Origin of the sequence: Mucilaginibacter pocheonensis (genome assembly GCF_031456535.1) — a bacterium.
GTDB lineage: Bacteria > Bacteroidota > Bacteroidia > Sphingobacteriales > Sphingobacteriaceae > Mucilaginibacter > Mucilaginibacter pocheonensis.
Map to the genome: position 1 here is coordinate 268,134 of NZ_JAVDUU010000005.1, position 18,813 is coordinate 286,946.

Annotated in this window: 12 protein-coding genes; 9 read left to right on the forward strand and 3 right to left on the reverse strand. The window is 41.5% G+C overall.

Annotated elements, in window-relative coordinates; translation table 11 throughout:
• Positions 1–74 precede the first annotated feature (74 nt).
• Positions 75–1,922: a chloride channel protein gene (locus J2W55_RS24275; RefSeq protein ID WP_310102573.1), complete on the forward strand. Its 1,848-nt coding sequence runs from the start codon at positions 75–77 to the stop codon at positions 1,920–1,922.
• Positions 1,923–1,929: 7 nt separating this feature from the next.
• On the opposite strand, the gene J2W55_RS24280 is transcribed toward J2W55_RS24275, so the two are convergent.
• Together J2W55_RS24280 and cobA are read right to left on the reverse strand one after the other, a co-directional pair.
• On the reverse strand, positions 1,930–2,286 hold the full coding sequence (locus J2W55_RS24280) for a DUF7009 family protein (protein ID WP_310102575.1): 357 nt from the start codon (positions 2,284–2,286) through the stop codon (positions 1,930–1,932).
• Positions 2,287–2,314: 28 nt separating this feature from the next.
• Positions 2,315–3,043: a uroporphyrinogen-III C-methyltransferase gene (gene cobA / locus J2W55_RS24285; RefSeq protein ID WP_310102578.1), complete on the reverse strand. Its 729-nt coding sequence runs from the start codon at positions 3,041–3,043 to the stop codon at positions 2,315–2,317.
• A gap of 277 nt (positions 3,044–3,320) precedes the next feature.
• Between cobA and nirB the strand changes: the two genes are divergently transcribed.
• Positions 3,321–5,810: a nitrite reductase large subunit NirB gene (gene nirB, locus J2W55_RS24290; RefSeq protein ID WP_310102581.1), complete on the forward strand. Its 2,490-nt coding sequence runs from the start codon at positions 3,321–3,323 to the stop codon at positions 5,808–5,810.
• A 93-nt stretch (positions 5,811–5,903) separates the two neighbouring features.
• Positions 5,904–6,254, forward strand: a complete 351-nt coding sequence (gene nirD, locus J2W55_RS24295; protein ID WP_310102584.1) for a nitrite reductase small subunit NirD — start codon at positions 5,904–5,906, stop codon at positions 6,252–6,254.
• 6 nt (positions 6,255–6,260) lie between these two features.
• Here nirD and J2W55_RS24300 read toward each other — a convergent pair whose 3' ends face one another.
• Positions 6,261–6,959, reverse strand: coding sequence for a Crp/Fnr family transcriptional regulator (locus J2W55_RS24300; RefSeq protein WP_310102587.1), 699 nt, complete (start codon positions 6,957–6,959; stop codon positions 6,261–6,263).
• Positions 6,960–7,463: 504 nt separating this feature from the next.
• Between J2W55_RS24300 and J2W55_RS24305 the strand changes: the two genes are divergently transcribed.
• From J2W55_RS24305 to J2W55_RS24330, 6 genes are all read left to right on the forward strand, one after another.
• Positions 7,464–9,005: an alginate export family protein gene (locus tag J2W55_RS24305; RefSeq protein WP_310102589.1), complete on the forward strand. Its 1,542-nt coding sequence runs from the start codon at positions 7,464–7,466 to the stop codon at positions 9,003–9,005.
• Between the two features lie 26 nt (positions 9,006–9,031).
• Positions 9,032–10,327 carry an MFS transporter gene (locus J2W55_RS24310; protein ID WP_310102590.1) on the forward strand — a complete coding sequence of 432 codons (1,296 nt, stop codon included), beginning with the start codon at positions 9,032–9,034 and terminating at the stop codon, positions 10,325–10,327.
• A 6-nt stretch (positions 10,328–10,333) separates the two neighbouring features.
• Positions 10,334–13,870 (forward strand): molybdopterin-dependent oxidoreductase, encoded by a 3,537-nt coding sequence (locus J2W55_RS24315; RefSeq protein WP_310102591.1) that lies wholly within the window; start codon positions 10,334–10,336, stop codon positions 13,868–13,870.
• Positions 13,871–13,880: 10 nt separating this feature from the next.
• Positions 13,881–15,344: a rubredoxin gene (locus J2W55_RS24320; RefSeq protein ID WP_310102593.1), complete on the forward strand. Its 1,464-nt coding sequence runs from the start codon at positions 13,881–13,883 to the stop codon at positions 15,342–15,344.
• Positions 15,345–15,369: 25 nt separating this feature from the next.
• Positions 15,370–15,960, forward strand: a complete 591-nt coding sequence (locus tag J2W55_RS24325; RefSeq protein WP_310102595.1) for a DUF4202 domain-containing protein — start codon at positions 15,370–15,372, stop codon at positions 15,958–15,960.
• Between the two features lie 126 nt (positions 15,961–16,086).
• Positions 16,087–18,543: an AsmA family protein gene (locus J2W55_RS24330; RefSeq protein ID WP_310102598.1), complete on the forward strand. Its 2,457-nt coding sequence runs from the start codon at positions 16,087–16,089 to the stop codon at positions 18,541–18,543.
• Positions 18,544–18,813: the final 270 nt, after the last annotated feature.

Consider the following 18,813-nt stretch of genomic DNA (forward strand, 5'->3'; position numbering starts at 1 on the left):
ATTTAACATTTACAAATAAGCCTTTTTAAAACATCACACTTAATTTATGCTTAAATTGCACGCGGAGGTTCAAAGTGAGCAAATACAGTAAATTAAAACGCTTTCATAATTTTTTTAAATTTCAAAGAGATTTTAGGGCCAATAGCGTACAAAAAGTTAAAAGCTATGAGATCATCCTGCTTTGGGTACGCAGTTATCTTTCACATACCCATTTCCTGATATTATCAGGCATCCTGGTTGGCTGCACAGCTGGTCTTGCCGGCGTAGTTTTAAAAATGCTGGTGCATTATATCCATTATCTTATAACTTCCAAATTCCAGTTCGAACAACAAATTGTTTTTTACATCGTATTTCCATTATTAGGCATTGTGCTTACTACACTGGTTGTATTATATATTTATCGCGGCAACGACCGCAAGGGAATCCCGGCCATATTGTATGAAATTGCCCAAAATTCCAGTCTGGTATCACCTGTAAAAATGTACTCTCAAATTGTACAGAGCGCCATCACCGTAGGTCTGGGCGGCTCCGCAGGTTTAGAGAGCCCCATTGCGGTAACCGGATCAGCCATAGGTTCAAACTTTGCCAAAACCTATAACTTGGATTATAAAGACCGCACCCTTTTGCTTGCTGCCGGCGCTACCGCCGGTATCGCATCGGCCTTCAACGCACCTATTGCAGGTATGATGTTTGCGTTTGAAATATTGCTTACCGGTGTAGTATTCACGGACTTTCTTCCGTTGGTTGTTGCAGCCGTTTGCGGCAGCCTTATATCACGAATAATCCTTAATGAAGAGGCCTTGTTTCAATTTACGACAAGAAACCCCTTTAATTATAAGAATATACCATTTTATATTGTACTGGGTATTGCCTGTGGTTTATACGCTCGTTATTTTGTTGTTATATCACAGTGGGTTGAGCACCAGTTTAAACATTTAAAAAGAAGCCGTTTACAAAAAGCCCTTATAGCCGGAGCATTGCTTTCTTTGCTCTGTGTATTATTCCCTCCGTTGTTTGGCGAAGGTTACTCTACCGTTAAAGGCTGGGCTACCGGCAATGTGCAGAGCATTATGGCAGTGAGCTTTTTTAAGTATTTCACTTTTCACCAGTGGTTCATCCTGTTATTTTTGGGGTTTATTTGCCTGTTAAAAGCTTTTGCTACTTCAATTACTATTTATGGAGGCGGCAATGGCGGCAATTTTGCCCCTGCGCTGTTTGCCGGCGGAACCTTAGGTTATTTTATTGCCACATTATGTACACAATTAGGGATTCCGAATGTACCGGTAACCAATATGGTAATAGTGGGCATGGCCGGCGTAATGAGCGGTGTATTATACGCCCCGCTGACAGCAATATTTCTTATAGCCGAATCAAGCTCAGGGTATGATCTGTTTATTCCGCTCATGATAGTTTCTGTAGTATCGTTTCTGATAGCCAAACGATTTTCATCTATATCGCCCGATTTGAAACAACTGGCGCAGGAAGGCAAGATATTCACCCGTGAGCATGACCAAAACCTGCTCTCTTTACTACATACCTCTCAACTGGTTGATAAAGATGTGCAGGAGATAAGTATCTATGCATCATTCAATGAGCTGATAGAATTGATCAGCAAGGGGAAGAAGAACTTCATCGCCGTAACCAATGATGACCATGTATTGGAAGGCATTGTCATGCTTGATGACATCAGGCCGGTAATGTTTAACAAAGACCTGCACGATGAGTTAAACGTTCAAAAGGTAATGATTACACCGCCCGCCATCATTGATGTTGACGACGATGTACGCGAAATAGTTAAAAAATTTGACGAAACCAATACCTGGAACCTGCCCGTTGTTGACGGCCATAAATTTGTTGGTTTTATTTCAAAATCAGCTATACTAAATCAATACCGCCAATTATTGAAAGAATATTCAAGCTAACTCACAACTAAACAATTTTGCCAGATAGCGGGTTTGGATAATTATCGCTCTGATCTTCGGCCACATTATCCAAACATTTAAAGTCTTTTTCAATCAATAAATAAAGCTGGCCGTTGTTTTCTTCAAATCCTACCTTATCTGTTGAAACCCATTCATTAGCCATTGACTCAGGCATGAACAAGGTAATCTTATTATCGTCGAAACTTGCCGAAAGATGGCTTGAATTATAAACCTTCACTGCGTATGTTAGTACGCTGCTGCCAAAAACCGTTTGTTCTTCCAAATAACCATTGTTTAAAAAGCGCTCAACATCGGTTTTGGTAAGCCTGTACCTTAACGAATTCCCTTTTATCCTAATTTTCATAATGCTATATATATAATAGGTATGCACATCATACAGATAAACCAGCAACCTCACCTATAATAATAATGGAGGGGTGAGTAAACTGATCTTTAGCTGCCATTTGGGGAAGGTCTTTTACCAACCCTTTAACCGATTTTTGCTGCGGCAACGACGCATGCTGAATAATTGCCGCGGGCATCTCTCCTTTCCCTTCCAATATATAGGTTTCGGCAATAGAGGCAATTTGCTTCATGCCCATATAAATAACCACAGTAGCATTACTTTGCATGGCCAGTTTTAAATCGGCAGATAATGTGCCATCTTTTTTGGTACCGGTTATTATCCAAACCCCTTCGCTCATAGCCCGGTGGGTTAAGGGTATATCCAAAAAACCCGAAGCCTGCATGCTGGTTATTCCCGGTATGTAATGTGTTTTTATACCCTGCTCTCTCGCGTACATGATCTCTTCAAAACCGCGGCCAAATATAAACGGATCCCCGCCTTTTAAACGTACCACTTTGCCCCTGGTAAAAGCATAATGCTTTATCATTTCATGAATAGTTTCCTGCGGGGTGTAGCTGCCATAAGGATGTTTGCCTACATAAACCTTTTCACAGTCGGTTTTGGCAATATCCAATAAACTTTTGTTAGCCAGGTTGTCATATAATATAACATCTGCCTCTTGTAATATCTTATAGCCCTTCAAAGTTATCAATTCCGGGTCGCCAGGACCGGCACCAAGCACAAACAATTCCGGAAATGGTATTTTGTTATCCATATATCAGTTAAATTTCAGAAAAAACTTAATTATTGCCAATTATAATCAATTCGAATGGTTTAAAAACAATACAAGTCATAAAATAATCTAAAAATTAAAGGCAAAACATCATTAAATATTATAAATATCATAAAAATCACCAAAATTTTAATTTTTATCAGTGTCAAATATTGCAAATACTGATTTATTTGGTTAATATTGTTACCATAATGCTTTGAGGTCGCAACTAAATGCATTGTAAATACAGTTTTTGCTTTAACATTTAAAAAATTAAGATATGTTTCAACCAACCATCGTAGTTGTCGGCAATGGAATGGTAGGTTATAAGTTTTGCGAAAAACTAATAGCCAAATCATCTCATTTCAATATCATTGTTTTTGGCGAAGAACCCCGCATAGCTTATGACAGGGTTCACCTCAGTGAGTATTTTAATGGCAAATCAGCAAGTGACCTATCACTCTCTACCGCCTCCTGGTATACCGACAACGGGATAAAGTTACATCTTAATGATCCAGTTCAGGAAATAAACCGCGGCGAAAAAACAGTTCATTCCTTAAAAGGCGTTACCATCAGATATGACTATCTGGTGCTCGCTACCGGATCATCAGCCTTTGTGCCTGATATTCCGGGCGTTGAAAAAGAGGGCGTATTTGTTTACCGCACCATTGAAGATCTTGACCTGATCAAGTCATATGCTACAAATGCCAAAGTAGGCGCTGTAATGGGAGGCGGCCTTCTGGGTCTTGAGGCTGCAAAAGCACTGATTGACCTGGGTATACAGGAAACTCATGTAATTGAATTTGCACCTCGCCTGATGCCCCGCCAGATAGATTCGGCAGGCAGCGGCATGCTCCTTTCCAAATTAAAAAGCCTCGGACTAAATATCCATCTTAATAAAAACACATCAGCCTTTGTTGGCGAACGCAAGATTGAAGCATTACGCTTTAATGATGATACCAGCCTGCCTATTGATATAATGGTAATATCGGCCGGCATACGCCCAAGGGATGAACTTGCAAAACTGGCAGGCCTGCATACCGGCACCCGTGGCGGCATTGTGGTAAATGAAAGGATGCAAACCAGCGACGAGAACATCTTTGCCATAGGCGAATGTGCCTTATACGAAGGTATGATATATGGACTTGTTGCCCCGGGATATGAAATGGCTGATATTGTAGCCTCTTACTTAACAGGTGGCGAAAAAGGCTTTTATGGATACGATATGAGCACCAAGCTCAAATTAATTGGCGTTGACGTAGCCAGCTTCGGGGATGCTTTTATTACCGAACCCGATTGCCGTACCATTGTATTTGAAGACACCCATAAAGGCATATACAAACGCATCAACATTACCAACGATGGCAAATACCTGCTTGGCGGTATTTTAATTGGCGATGCCGATGCTTATAATATGCTGCTGCAAACCGTTAACAACAAGATAGCATTGCCACCAAACCCGGAAGACCTGATACTGGGCTCCAGGGGTGGCGAAGCGAACGAAGGCGCCGGTGTAATGAATTTACCCGACGACGCTCTCATCTGCTCATGCGAAGCGGTAAGCAAATCAGCCATTTGTTCGGCTGTTAACGACGGGGCCTGCGGCATTGACGAGATCAAGAAATGCACAAAAGCCGGCACAGGCTGTGGCGGCTGTGTTCCGTTGGTTAAAGACCTGATAGCAGGTACTATGAAGGCCAACGGACAATATGTTAAAAACGTAATATGCGAGCATTTTGAATACTCGCGCCAGGAACTGTATGACCTTGTAAAAATAAACAAGGTTAAAAACTACGACCTGGTGCTTGATCATTTTGGCAAAGGCGATGGCTGCGAGGTTTGTAAACCCGCGGTAGCCAGCATCCTATCAAGCCTGTGGAATGATGTGATCGTAAAACAGGATACCATTCAGGATAGCAATGACCGCTACCTGGCCAACATACAAAAAGGCGGAACCTATTCGGTTGTGCCGCGTATTCCGGGTGGCGAAATAACACCTGATAAATTGATAGTAATAGGTCAGGTTGCAAAAAAATACGGGCTTTATACTAAAATAACCGGAGGCCAGCGTATTGATATGTTTGGCGCCCACGTAAATGACCTGCCCGAAATATGGGAAGAATTGATTGACGCCGGCTTCGAAAGCGGCCACGCCTATGGTAAAGCGCTGCGTACTGTTAAAAGTTGCGTAGGCAGCACCTGGTGCCGCTTTGGCTTACATGACAGCGTATCATTTGCCATTGAAATTGAAGAAAGATACAAAGGCATTCGTGCACCACATAAACTTAAAGGCGGCGTAAGTGGCTGCATACGCGAATGCGCCGAAGCCCAATCAAAAGATTTTGGCATAATAGCTACTGAAAAAGGCTGGAACCTGTACGTTTGCGGCAATGGCGGCTCAAAACCACAGCATGCACAATTGCTGGCTACCGATGTTGACAGCGCTACCTGCATTAAATACATTGACAGATTCCTGATGTTTTATATTAAAACAGCCGATCCATTAACCAGGACAGCTACATGGCTAAATAAAATGGAAGGCGGCATGAGCTACCTGAAAAATGTAATTATTAATGACAGCCTGGGAATTGCCGAAAAACTAGACGAAGAAATGCAGCAACTGGTAGATACTTACCATTGCGAATGGAAAGAGGTGGTTGAAAACCCTAACCTGCGCAAACGCTTTGCCCATTTTGTGAACGCCCCGGAAGAGAAAGATCCTTCTATAAAATTTGAAACCATGCGCGAGCAGGTAAAAGCACAGTGGTAATATAATTTATAATTAAAAACGCTTTTTGTACCGAATGTAACTGCCTGATTTAAAATCAGGCCCTCAGAATGATAAAGTAAAAAATATAAAAACATGGAAACAATAGCAGATATTCAATGGGTTTTAGCTTGCTACACAGATGATGTACCCGAAAATGGAGGAGCCTGTGTAAAACATGGAGATGAGCAAATAGCTTTATTTAATTTTTCACGCCGCGGCGAATGGTACGCCACACAAAATCTTTGCCCGCATAAGCAACAGATGGTGCTTTCGCGCGGAATGATAGGCAGCACCGGTGAGGATTGCAACCCCAAAGTAGCCTGTCCGTTCCACAAAAAATCATTTTCGCTTTTAACCGGTGAATGCCTGACCGGCGAAGAGTACCAAATTAAAACTTATCCGGTAAAAGTAACCGACGGGAAGGTTTACATAGGTATTGTTTAAATGCGTTTAAAGAAAAACAACATCCTGGGCCAGCTTTAAAAGCTCATCGCGATTAACAAGGCGAATGCTTTTCCCAGATAAACTGATCAGTTTTTCACTTACAAGTTCATTCATCATTCTAAAAACGGTTTCATAGGTAGCCCCGGCGTATGAAGCAAGATCCTGCCGGCTGAGGTCAATATTAATAAAACCATCGGCAGTGGTGCCAAACTGGTTTTGAAGCGAGATCAGCGCCTCGGCCACACGGCCCTTAACCGGCATGTGGGCCAGGTTACGCATTTTTCTTTCTGATTGCTTTAGCTCTTCGGTTAAAAACATAAGCAGCTCGTAAGTAAAATCAGGATTAACTTTTAATGAAGCTTCAAAAAAAGCAATATCTACATAACAAACAACTGTGGGTTCAAGTGCAGAAGCCGATATAGGATAATTACCGCCTTTTCCTAGCCCCCTATGGCCAAAAAGAGAGCCTTCTTTAGCAAACCGCACAATAAGCTCTTTATCTTTATCCCATTTTTTATAAACTTTTACCTTACCGGAGTTAACAAAATAAATTCCGGTCACGGGATCGCCTTCTTTAAAAATAACCTCTCCCTTTTTTACTTTAAAATTGGTTTTATGCGCTGCAATCGCGGGCAACCACTCCTTTAAACTGTTTTTACATAAAAAACAACTCTTATTATCACAAATATTTTGACTTTTTTTCATCAACGTCATTTTTTACTTTCCAAAACAACACATTTTGCAATATTAATTAATAAATATCACAAATTAAACATAACAATAGCATGATAAATGTCATAATTTATGCAGTTTTATCGTAGTTGAACAGAAATTAAGTGATAAAACTGCATTTTAAATGAACATAAATTGTTTTTTTAACAATAAAAATTAACATAATCATCTTTTTACATTATAAATATGTTATTTAATCAGTTTTAAGCCGTTATAAAATTGATGATTTAATAAAAAAATGGAGTTTCCATGATTTAAATCATAAAAAGACACAAATGATTGCGCAATTATTGATATATAATGCCATTTTAGATATATTTATCACAATGAAAGTCAAATAATCTGAAAAAAATAGAAATTAGATGCCTATGGATAGAAACTTTAAATATAAGATATAAAAAAGCCCTGCCGGGAGGTCGCATTCCCAGACAGGGTTAAACAGTTTTCATTGCTTTAACAAATAAAAAACTATCTCAAATGTACAAAAATGTATTAAACCAATACACTATTCCTTTTATTGCATTCATTGTTTTCAGTTTTTCCTCTTTACATGCAGATGCCCAGGTAACTTTTTCAGGACAATTAAGAACAAGGGGTGAATTAAGGGATGGTTATGGTACCCTTCAAACCACGGGGTACAAAGATGCAGCTTTCGTGTCGCAACGAACGCGTTTAACGCTTGATTACAAATCAAGTAAACTTATTTTCCACACAGCCGTTCAGGATGTTCGCCTATGGGGACAGGACGCATCAACCACAACTGTTGCCGATGGTAATAAATTAGGGTTGCACGAGGCTTGGGCCGAAATTATTTTATCCAACAAAAAAGACACTTCTTTTAAATCATCGCCGCTTGATTATTTTGCCGTTAAAATTGGCCGCCAGGAACTGGTTTATGATGATGAGCGCCTGCTTGGTAACTTAGACTGGACACAGCAGGGGCGCCGCCATGACGCCATTGTACTAAAAATGTTACAAAATGGCTGGCAGCTTGATCTTGGCGCGGCATTTAATCAAAACTCCGACGCCATTAATTATAATGGTACCTATTACACACCGGCCAACGTACCTGCTACTGTAAAAGACAGCAAGGGCAACCTCATAAACACACCCACAGGTTTTATTCCGCTTATTAATGCTGCCGGTATCAGTGCTAAAAATGGAAGTCCGGCTTATCTTAACCCTCCCGGCTCCAACGCGTCAACCCAAAACTACAAGGCTTTGGAGTATTTATACGCCGCAAAAAAATTCAACAAAACCAAAATATCAGGTCTGTTCCTGGCCGACCAGTTTAGCAAATACGTGTTAGACTCGGTTAAAAATACTTCCGGAACTGAGGTTGGCTATTTATATGGCAAACGTTTTAATCAAACCGGGGTAAATACCAGGTATACCACAGGCTTATTGGTAAATCCAGCCTTTGGCGATAAAAACCAGTTGGCATTAACCGGTGGCTTTTACTACCAGGGTGGTCATGATCGCGATGGGCTATCGTTAAGCGCCTATACCATTACTACATCCATAACTTATAAGCCCAGTACTATAAGCTACGCGGCAGGTTGGGATTATTTGTCGGGTAATGACGCTTTTTCAACATCAAAAACCAACCACCGCTTTGACCCCTTATATGGCACGCCGCATAAGTTTTGGGGATACATGGATTATTTTTATGCAGTAAGCGGCTCGCCAACAGGAGGTTTAAGCAACCCATACTTAAAAATAAAGTATGCGTCGGCCAACAACCGCTTCACAACAGAACTTGCCAACCATTATTTTATGCTGGCACAGAATCAAAAAGACATTAGTGGCAAGCCAGTAGGCAAATACCTCGGTACCGAGTTTGACCTTACTACCGGCTACAAGCTCAATAAATTTACAGGTCTTGATCTTGGCCTGTCATACATGGCGGCCACGCACAGCATGGAGTACGCCAAAAATATAACGCCTGGCACTGCCAATTTAAAACCAGTATGGGCTTACCTGCAGATAAACATTAAACCCGAATTTTTAAATAAATAAACCCCTTACATTAAAAATTTAGAACCATGGAAAATCAACTCACCAAACTCAACATATTTTCGCTGAAAGGTGTTCAAATGCGCACATTTCACATCACCTGGCTCATGTTTTTTGTTTGTTTCTTCGGATGGTTCGGTTTGGCGCCTTTAATGCCTACCATTCGTGCGGAACTTCACCTTACCAAAGGGCAAATAGGTAATATTATTATAGCATCAGTATCGGCAACCATTATAGCCCGCCTTATCATCGGTAAGCTTTGCGATACCTGGGGGCCGCGCAAAACAGCCATCAGGCTTTTGCTGGTGGGTTCATTGCCGGTGTTTTTTGTAGGACTGGCACATGATTATACCACCTTTTTATTGTTCAGGCTGGCTATTGGGGTTATTGGGGCTTCGTTTGTAATTACACAGTTCCATACTTCCATGATGTTCGCGCCAAAATTAAAAGGTACTGCAAACGCGGTAACCGGTGGCTGGGGCAACCTGGGCGGCGGCGTAACTAACATGGTAATGCCTTTAATATTTGCAGCTATTGTAGGTTTTGGCTATACCAAAGCCGAGGCATGGCGTTATGCTATGATTGTTCCCGGCGTAATGATGCTGGTTATTGCTTTTTTATATTCAAAATACACGAAAGATACCCCTAACGGAAACTATGACGAGGTTGGTTATACCCAGGGCAAGTCATCAAAAACAGACTGGAGCGTGCTGGCCGACTGGCGTATCTGGGCCTTAACTATGGCCTATGCCATGTGCTTTGGTATGGAGATCACTTTTGACAACGTGGCCTCGCTTCATTTTGTCGACTCCTTTCATCTTTCACAAAGCTCTGCTGGCTTTTGGGCCGGAATCTTTGGCTTCATGAACATATTTGCCCGCGCTTTGGGTGGCATTGTATCTGACAAGGTTGGCAACAAATTCGGTATGCGGGGTAAAGGCTTATTACTTGCCGGTGTTTTATTATGTGAAGGCGCATTGTTAATATTATTTGCACAATCAGGCTCGTTATTGGCCGCTATTGTTTCTATGCTTTCATTCGCGCTGTTCCTTAAAATGGCAAACGGTGCTACTTATGGTATAGTACCATTTGTGAATACCAAAAATGTAGGCCTGGTAAGCGGTATAGTTGGTGCCGGGGGCAATTTCGGCGGCATGTTATTCGGCTTCCTGTTCAAGTCTGATTCCATTACTTACGTACAGGCATTTACTTATATAGGCTACACCGTTATTGCGGTATCCATCATTGTTTTCATAACCCGTTTTTACAAACAATCAGTTCCCAGTAAAGAAACTGACCCTGTAATAGCAGGCAGCATGGCATAATAAATCATGAGCGTAAAAGCATCAACATCTAAAAACAGGTTTACCGCCAATGCCGTAACCTCCACCTGCTGTTATTGCGGGGTGGGTTGCGGCGTTGTGGTAAACAAAGAAAAAAACGGAACCATTACACTGCAGGGCGATGCAGAGCATCCAGTAAATAAGGGAATGCTTTGCAGCAAAGGGATGAATTTGCATTATACCGTAAATGACAAAAGCGACCGCCTGCTTTATCCGCAAATGCGTTATAACAAAAGCATGCCCATGCAGCAGGTAAGCTGGGATGAGGCGCTTGAACGTACCGCCGCTGTTTTTAAAACTTTTATTGACAAATACGGGCCCGACTCCGTGGCTTTTTATGCATCGGGACAGTGCTTAACCGAGGAGTATTATGTGGTTAACAAACTAATGAAAGGGTTTATCGGCAGCAATAACCTCGATACCAACTCGCGCCTATGCATGAGCAGTGCGGTAGTGGCTTATAAAACCGCTTTGGGCGAAGACAGCGTTCCGCTCTGTTATGATGATATTGAACTTGCCAATTGCTTTTATATTATGGGTGGTAACCCGGCCTGGTGCCACCCCATTTTATGGAGAAGAGTTGAGGCACACAAAGCTGCAAACCCCAATGCAAAGATCATCGTTGTTGACCCGCGGGTTACCGATACCTGTGCCATTGCAGATCTGCATCTGCAGATAAATCCGGGTACCGATATTACCCTTAACCATGCCATTGGCCGGTTACTGATTGAGAACGGCGATATTGATATTGACTTTATTAATAACCATGCCGAAGGTTTTGAACAATACAGCACCATAGTTTTCCAAAAAACACTGGCCGAAGCTGCAAATATTTGCGGGTTAAGCGAAAGCAGTATCCGCCTTGCTGCCAAGTACATTGGCGAAGCAAAAGGCTTTATTACCATGTGGACCATGGGGCTTAACCAAAGTGCCATAGGGGTAAATAAAAATTTAAGCCTCATTAACCTAAATTTAATTACCGGCCATATTGGCAAACCAGGATCGGGCCCGCTATCATTAACCGGGCAGCCCAATGCAATGGGCGGCAGGGAAGTTGGCGGCCTGGCAAATCTGCTTCCGGCCCATCGCAACCTCAATAATCCGCTGCACCGCGAGGAGGTACAAAAATTCTGGGGCGGTACCGCTATTCAGCCCAAACCGGGCTTAACAGCTACCGAAATGTTTGAGGCCCTTAATGATGGCCGGTTAAAAGCTATCTGGATCATGTGCACCAACCCGCTAACCAGTTTGCCAAATGTACGCCTGGCCGAGGAAGCCCTAAAGAAAGCGAAGTTTGTGGTACTACAGGAGATAAGCAACAAGCCCGAAACTTTAGCTTATGCAGATGTGATATTACCTGCTGCTGCCTGGGCCGAAAAGGAAGGCACCATGACTAATTCTGAACGCCGCATCAGCTACCTGAACAAGATCATTGACCCGCCGGGAGAAGCGCTGCCCGATGCCGAGATCATTTGCAGGTTTGCCCGCAAAATGGGTTATAAAGGGTTCGATTTTGAAAACCCGGCCGCTATATACGCTGAACATGTAAAGCTAACCGCCAAAACCAATATTGATATAAGCGGACTGAATTATGAAATTTTAAAAGAGCAAAAAACGGTACAATGGCCTTATAAAAAGAAAAGTCTCCAAAAAGGTACGCCGCGTTTATTTACCGATAAGCAGTTTTATACCCCTTCAGCAAAAGCGGTGATCAGCCCGGTTGAGGATACCCTGACCAGCGAAAAGCCAGATGATGATTTTCCATTTATACTGACTACCGGTCGCATACGCGACCAGTGGCATACCATGAGCAAAACAGGCAAGGTAAATAAACTTAATCAGCATTATAAACAGGCTTTTTTAGAGATACACCCGGATGATGCCATCATATTGCAGCTTAATGACGGCGATATTACCGTGGTAACCTCACGAAGAGGTGAAGTACAGGTACAGGCCAAATTAACAAGCCAGATAAAACGCGGTGTGGTGTTTTTGCCCATGCATTGGGGTAAAATTTTAAATAACGATCTTAACCGTGCCAATAACATTACCAGCGATCAGGTTGACCCTATATCAAAAGAACCCGATTTTAAATATTGTGCAGTAAACCTGCAAAAGTATAAAAAGCCATTTCAACGTATTGTGGTGGTAGGCGCGGGTGCGGGGGCATATGGCTTTGTAAAATCATACCGGGAGCTGAATCCTGATGATGAGATCACGATATTCAGCAAAGAGAATTACCCTTTTTATAACCGTGTTATGCTGCCTGACTATATCAGCGGTGAGCAATCATGGGACCAACTGGTAAAAATGAAGGACTCGGAAGAGCCTGCATACAAAATAAAAATGCTGCGTGGCGTAAGTATTGATAAAATTGACCGCGCCAACAAACAGGTTACCGATTCAAGAGGGGTTAAAACCCCTTACGATGTTTTACTGCTGGCAACCGGCAGCCGGGCTTCGGTTCCTAAAAATGTGCCGTCGTTGCCGGGTATTTTTACCATGCGCAGCCGCAACGATGCCGATAGTTTTATAAAACATGTGCCGCATGGAGGCCACGTGGTTATTGTAGGTGGCGGTTTACTGGGTTTGGAAATGGCCGCTTCCCTGCGCGAAATTGGCATAAGGATCACTATTGTTCAGCGTGTTTCGCGCTTTTTAAACCGTCAGTTAGATGTATTGGGCAGTCAGCTATTGGCCGAGGAGATGGCCGACCAGGGTTGTGATATTTATTATGATGATGAGGTGCAGTTATTCTACGGTCGCTCAAAATTAACCGGGGTTGGTTTAAAAAGCGGCAACAAAATAGACTGTGATGCCATGATACTGGCCATTGGCACTACCCCCAACCTGGAAATTGCCAAAGATTGCGGGCTGGAATGCAAGCGCGGCGTTATAGTGAACGAACGGATGCAAACCAGCGACCCGGATATATATGCCATTGGTGAAATTGCGGAATTTGAAGGCACCATGTACGGAATTACCGCGGCCGCCGAGCAACAAGCCGAGGTAATGGCCAAATACATGAACGGCGATATTGCCAGCTATTACAAAGGCACATTGTTCATGAACATCATCAAGATACATGGGTTTGACCTCTGCAGCATTGGTCTGTCAGAATGCCCTGACAATCAAAATTACGAAGAGATTGTGTTTATTGATAAGGCCAAGCGCTATTATAAAAAGTGCATTATCCATGAAGACCGCCTGGTAGGCACTATCCTGATTGGTGATAAAAGCGAATTCAACGAGTTTAGGGAACTGATAGCCAACAAGACCGAACTTAGCGAAAAGAGGATACAACTCCTGCGTAGCGGCAACAAGGCCGAACCAGTACTGGGTAAGCTGGTTTGCAGTTGCAATAATGTAGGCAGCGACAATATCCGTAATAAAATAGCATCGGGTTGCAATAACCTGAAAGACCTGTGCAATACAACCGGTGCAGGCACCGGTTGCGGATCATGCAGGCCCGAGGTAAAACGCCTGCTGGAAGAGATGCTGGGAACAGATGTTTTAGTAAAATAAGAGGCTACAAATGGAAACGAAAACCTATTGTATCAAAGTTAATTTGCCGGGTGGCGTAATATCTGCCGGCGATTTATATGAACTATTGCTGATCGCGGAAAACGCGGGCGCCAAAGCCATCCGTATCGGTAACAGGCAGCAATTGTTCTTCTGTATTGAGGCGGGTAGCCTGGAAGATATGGAAATGGATATGTTGCGCGCCGAGATTAGTTATGAGATAAATGAGGATGAATTTCCAAACATCATTAGCTCTTATGTAACAGATGCTATTTTCAATACCGAAAGCTGGATAAAGGAAGGGGTTTACAAGGATATATTTGACCTGTTTAATTTTAAACCAAAGTTAAAAGTTAACCTGGTCGACAAAAACCAAACTTTTATACCTTTTTTTAGCGGTAATTTTAATTTTATCACATCAGATATAAGCAATTACTGGTATTTGTATATCCGTTTCCCTAAAACAAACGAAATTTATTGCTGGCCTTCGCTGGTTTATTCAGATGATATCCCAACGCTGAGTAAAACAGCCGAAGAGGTGATTATGCATCATAAGGCTTTGTTTTACGACCAGCTGCAGGTAGATCATACCCGGTTTTACAACCTGGTGAAAACGAAAAGTGACCTTGTTGACCAGCCCATATCCGAGCCTTTAAAATTACCGGATTTTCAGCTTCCTTATTATGAAGGCCTAAACCGGTATGTTAACAATAAATACTGGCTGGGCATATACCGCCGCAATGAGCTGTTCCCGCTGGCATTTATGAAGGATATTTGTACCATTTGCCTCAAAAACCGCATCGGACAATTATATACCACACCCTGGAAATCAATACTGATCAAAGGCATTAATGAAGTCGACCGTAAAGAATGGGGCATCATACTAAATAAATATCGCATAAACGTAAGGCATGCTTCTAATGAGCTGAACTGGCAGCTGGAAAACCTAAACAGCGAAAGCCTGGAATTAAAGCAGCAACTGGTACGTGAGTTTGAGGAATATGACCTGCGTACTTACCGGCTCTGTTTTGCCATTAAAATGCAACCTAAAACAGGTTTGCCCGGTTCCATCATTATCAAAAAACAGGCACCCGGTGTGTTTGATGTGTTGCACACGGTTGATTTTAATCCTAACTCAAAAGATTATGTCGTTTACAAAGAAAACGTACAGGTTACCGACCTGGGTAAATGTTTAATTGAACTGTGCGATTATTTTTATGGCATTTTGATTGACGACAACGTAGCATTACCGGTTTTATCCGTTGAAGCTGACGATAAAAACGTGGATAAGGAAACACACCATGTTTACCAATGCAAAAACTGTTTCAGTATTTATGATAAGACTTATGGCGATATGGTGAACGGTATTGCTCCGGGCACTGACTTTGAAACACTCGCTAACTATTGCTGTCCGGTTTGCGAATCGTCAAAGGACAATTTTATACTAATCGAAAACAGGATAACCACCTTTAAATAAATTATATTTACGCTGATTTATAACCATGAGTAAATTAAGCGCCGCCTTTGAGCATTTTGATGCCTACAACCAAAAAGATCCGAATACCCTTGTTTGGGATGGCTCGTCCTGGCCACAGGAATATTTTTTAGCCATAAAACTGTATGACTGGGTTAAAAAACTCAATCCTGATGCCGACGAAGAACTGTTGCTGGCGTCCAGAAGTCAGCATATTGGCCGTTGGGAAATACCGCGCAATACTTATCCCGAAGGAAGGGAAGCTTATTTAAAGTGGCGCAAGGATCTTGCCCAATATCATGCCGAAAAAGCGGGTGCTATTATGGAACAGGTTGGTTACGGTCCGGAACAAATTGCAAGAGTAAAACAGATACTACTTAAACAAAAGCTCAAGGTTGACCATGACGTGCAGACTATGGAAAACGCGTTGTGCCTGGTTTTTCTGCAATTCCAGTATGAGGACTTCTATCCTAAATACGAACCCGATAAGGTGATCAATATCCTTAAAAAATCCCTGTTAAAAATGGACGCACACGGCCACCAGTTTGCTTTGGGCTTAACCTATTCAGAAACGGGTTTATATTATATTAAAGAGGCTTTGAAGCTTTTAAATAAATAATTTTAATACATATCCGTTCAATTGCGCTACCTCCTGCTATTGTAACAAATCAGAAACTTTTAACAACCACAGGCTTTATACACAAACAATTAGGCTATTTAAACCTTTATTGGTAAATTATCAGAAATGCCTAAATGGGTTAAAATATTGTTAAAAGTAGTAGGTGGTATTATAGCATTAGTTATAGTAGCTTTTATTGCAATAACCATATATGTAGTTTACAATAAGCAAAAAGTACTTAACCTGATCACTGCCGAACTTAATAAAAACCTGAACGGCACACTGTCTATCGGCAACATTGACCCTACCCTTTTCAGCGGTTTTCCGGGTGTTTCGGTAACGTTAAAAAACGTGACGATCAAAGATAAGCTGTGGGCAACGCATCACCACACGTTGCTGGATTCAAAAGATTTTCACGTTTCTGTAAATGCCATGGCCCTGATGAAAGGCAAGGTAGAGATCAACAAAATTGAGATACGCAACGCCAGTATTGATCTGTTTACTGACAGTACCGGATATAGCAATACCTCTGTTTTTAAAGGTAAAAGCAAAACAAATAAAACACCCGAAACAAATGCCGATTCACCAACACAAATTAAGCGTTTTGAGCTGAGTAATGTTAAATTTGTTGTTGACGACAGGAGAGCGCAGAAGCTATTTAAGTTTGAAGCGAACGATGTTAAAGGTAAAATGGATTACCCTGCTACCGGGTGGAATACGCATCTCCAACTAAAAACACTGGTTAAAAGCTTTTCGTTTAATACAAAAAAGGGAAGTTTTTTGAAAGACAAGTTACTCCAGGGGCCATTTGACATTAATTACAATAATAAAAGCAAACTTATTGTTGTTGCACCTAACAAGCTTCATATTGGCGATGACATTTTTACCATTGGCGGCAAATTTAACCTGGCCACTGATCCGGTAGATTTTACACTGAATATTGTGAATGATAATATCCTTTGGAAAAGTGCGGCAAACCTGCTTGCCCCAAACATTACCAAAAGCCTGAACATGTTTAATATTGACGATCCGATAGCGGTAAAATGCGATCTGAAAGGCAGCTTTGGACCAGGCGATCCGTTGATTTTGGTTACCTGCAATGTAAAAAACAATACTGTCACTATCCCTGGCGCCAAGGTTGAGCATTGCAGCTTTAACGGTGTGTTCTCCAATAATTACATTAATGGCAAAGGATTAAATGACGATAACTCGATAATAAAACTTTATCATTTTAACGGAAGTTACAAGCAATTACCGTTTACTGTTGATACCGCTTTTATTAATAACTTAAATGTGCCCGTGGCAACAGGCGTGTTTAAATCGCATTTTAATGTTGATAACCTCAATTCAGTAATTGGCGAAGAAAGCCTCAGGTTTACCAAAGGCACTGCTGATCTTAAGCTTGCCTATAAAGCCGACCTTGTGAATTACCGGTTAAATAAACCAAAACTAAGCGGAACTGTAATTATTAAAAATGCCGATGTAAGTTACTTGCCGCGTAACCTCCATTTTAAAAATACCGGCATCTCCTTAAAACTTACGGAGAATGATTTACTGATGAAGGACATACGGCTGCAAACCGGCCAGAGCGTAGTGTATATGGAAGGCCGTGTAAACAATTTTTTAAACCTGTATTATACCGATCCTGAAAAAATACTGATAAGCTGGCAAATACACAGTCCGCAATTGCATATAGGCGAATTTTTGGGGTTTTTGAATACCCGGAGAGGCAAAGCGCCGGTTAAAACCCGGAACGGAAAGACCAATTTAAATAACCAGCTGAACACCGCCTTTGATAAAGGAAAGGCGGAGCTTCACCTGCATGTTGATAAAGTTTACTACAAAAAGTTTTTGGCCACTAATGCTAATGCCGATTTATTATTAGCCGATAACAGCATACGGGTTAAAAATGTGAGTGTAAAACATGCGGGAGGTTCATTAAAGTTAGCCGGCAATATTATTCAGAAAGGTGCTGTCAATACTTTTTTGCTCAACACTCAAATTGATAATGTAAATACCAGTAACTTTTTTTACTCATTTAATAATTTCGGACTGCAGAGTTTCACTTATAAAAATTTAAAGGGTTTTCTGTCGGCCCAGGCCCATATCACAGGCAGCATAAACAATGAGGGCAACCTGGTGCCACGGTCAATAAACGGAGTAACAACGTTTGACCTGAAAAAAGGCGCGCTGGTTAATTTTTCGCCTATCCAACTTGTGGGTAAATTTGCATTTCCTTTCCGTGACCTTGACAATATCACTTTTTCAAACCTTAAAGGCAGGTTTGACATCAATGGCGACAAAATAACTATCAGCCCTATGCAAATTAATTCCAGCGTACTTAACATGGATGTTGCCGGTGTTTACTCTTTGTCAACAGGGACAAATATTGCGCTGGATATCCCGCTCCGCAACCCTAAAAAAGATACAGCTATAGTTGATCTGGCCGAACGGAATAAAAAGAGGATGCGCGGTATTGTACTGCATATACTGGCAACTGATGGCGAAGACGGCAAAATAAAAATTAAATGGAATAAAAATCATGGTAAAAAAAACAAACCCGCAACCGAATTTGTTAATTAAAAACCATTACAAGAACGTTATATATTTAAATAACAATGCCATGTATTTGTGACACAATAATGGCATTGAATTGTGTATCTTTGTCCATCCATTTAAGAGATCATATATTGATTAAACAATTATTGGTTACTAACACCACGCTTCGTACTGCAATAACAGCATTAGCCAACCCTCATTTTAACTATCCGGGTATAGAAAAATTACAGAAGCAAAGTTTAATTTAATTTATTTTTTATATCAGCCGGTTAAACCAACCGGACAAAATCTTAT